The organism is Micromonospora sp. NPDC007271 (genome assembly GCF_040634005.1).
Classification (GTDB): domain Bacteria; phylum Actinomycetota; class Actinomycetes; order Mycobacteriales; family Micromonosporaceae; genus Micromonospora.
Genome location: NZ_JBEYER010000209.1, coordinates 1 through 1,676 on the forward strand (window position 1 = coordinate 1; position 1,676 = coordinate 1,676).

Genomic DNA, 1,676 nt, shown 5'->3' on the forward strand with positions numbered 1-1,676 from the left:
CGCGCGGGCGCCCCGCGGGCCCACACGCTGGGGGGGGGGCGGGCCGTCGTAGGTGAGCACCTCCTCCGCCCGGGCCGGTACGCCCAGACCGGTGAGCAGGTCCGCCACCTCGCTGGACCGGCGCGAGGCGTTGTTCGTCGCGTACGCGACCGCCCGGCCCTCGGCGTGCAGCCGGCCGACCGCCTCGACCGCACCGGGGATCGGCCGGTCGATCAGGTAGATCACCCCGTCCAGGTCGAAGACGACCAGGGCGTACCCGTCGACCAGCCGCTCCCCGGCGCTAGCGGTCACCGGCGATCCGCCTCCGCCCCGCGGCCCGACTCCGGGTCGCCACCCTCGGCGGCAGCCGGGGTGGCGCCCCCCACGGTGTCCGAGAGGCCGGTCGCCGCGTCGGCGCGCACATCGGCGACGAGCGACCCCGCCTCGGCGTCGGTCAGCTCGTCGTCGCCGAGGTCGGCGCCGTTCCGGTCGCGGTACCCGGGGTCGGCGGACCCGTCGGGGCCGCCGTCCTGGGCCCGCGGGCCCGCATCACCGTCGAGGTCGTCGTCCTCGTCGTCAACCTCGTCGGCGTCGAGCGTGTCGGCGTCACCGTCGAGATCGTCGTCCTCGTCCAGGTCGTCGTCCTCGTCGTCGCCTCGTCCGGCGCCGGTGAGGTCGGCGTCCGGTTCGGCGGGCACGGCGCCGGGGGTACCCGGGCCGGCCGCGAGCTCCTCGTCGTCCTCGTCGTCGCCCTCGATGACCACGCCGTCGAGTTCGAGCAGCCGCTCGGCGGCGTCGGTCTCGCCCTCGGCGTCCACGTCGGCAGCCCGGGAGAACCACTCCCGTGCCTCCTCGCGCCGGCCCACGGCCAGCAGCGCGTCCGCGTACGCGTAGCGCAGCCGCGCCGCCCACGGCTCCGTCGAGTCGGTGGTCAGCTCAGGGACCTGCAGCATCGCCACGGCCGCGTCCTTCTGCCCGAGGTCGCCCCGCGCCCCGGCGGCGACGATCAGCAGCTCGACCGCGACCGGCTGGTCGAGCTTCTCCCGGTCCGCGCCCCGGAACAGGTCGATCGCCCGCTCCGGGCGGCCCAGCGCCCGCTCGCAGTCGGCGAGCACCGCAAGGTGGCTCTGCAACCCGGACATCCGGTGGTACGTCCGCAGCTCGGCGATGGCGGTCTGCCACTCCCCGGCGTGGTACGCGGCCAGCCCGACCGCCTCCCGCACCGCGGCGATACGCGAGGCGAGCCGGCGGGCGGCCAGCGCGTGCGCGAGCGCCTCCGCCGGGTTGTCGTCGATCAGCAGGCCAGTCGCGACCAGGTGCCGGGCGACGCTCTCCGCCACCGGCTTGGCCAGCGACAGCAGCTCGGCCCGGACGGCGGAGTCGAGGTCGCTGGCGACCACCTCGTCCGGCAGCGCCGGCGCGACGACCCGCTCGCCCTCACGCCCCTCGGCGCGCTCCGACCGGTCGTCTCGGCGCCGCTCGTCGTAGCCACGGCGCTCCCCGTCCCGCTCGGTACGCTCACGGCCACCCCGGAAGCCCGGGCGGCCCTCATCCCGGCGGAAGCCCTCACGGCGGTCACCGCCCCGGAAGCCACCCTCACGGCGGTCACCGCCGCGGAACCCGCCTTCACGGTCGCCACCGCGGAAGCCACCCTCACGGCGGTCACCGCCGCGGAACCCGCCTTCACGGTCGCCACC

At 76.8% G+C, this 1,676-nt stretch carries 1 protein-coding gene and 1 pseudogene; both read right to left on the bottom strand.

Going from position 1 to position 1,676, the window contains the following annotated elements; all coding sequences use genetic code 11:
• Positions 1 to 291: pseudogene (locus tag ABZ570_RS33880) on the bottom strand (hypothetical protein); the annotation flags it as partial.
• Positions 288 to 1,319, bottom strand: a complete 1,032-nt coding sequence (locus tag ABZ570_RS33885) for a Replicase polyprotein 1ab (protein WP_358072265.1) — start codon at positions 1,317 to 1,319, stop codon at positions 288 to 290. The gene ABZ570_RS33885 and the pseudogene ABZ570_RS33880, both read right to left, overlap by 4 nt.
• Positions 1,320 to 1,676 lie beyond the last annotated feature (357 nt).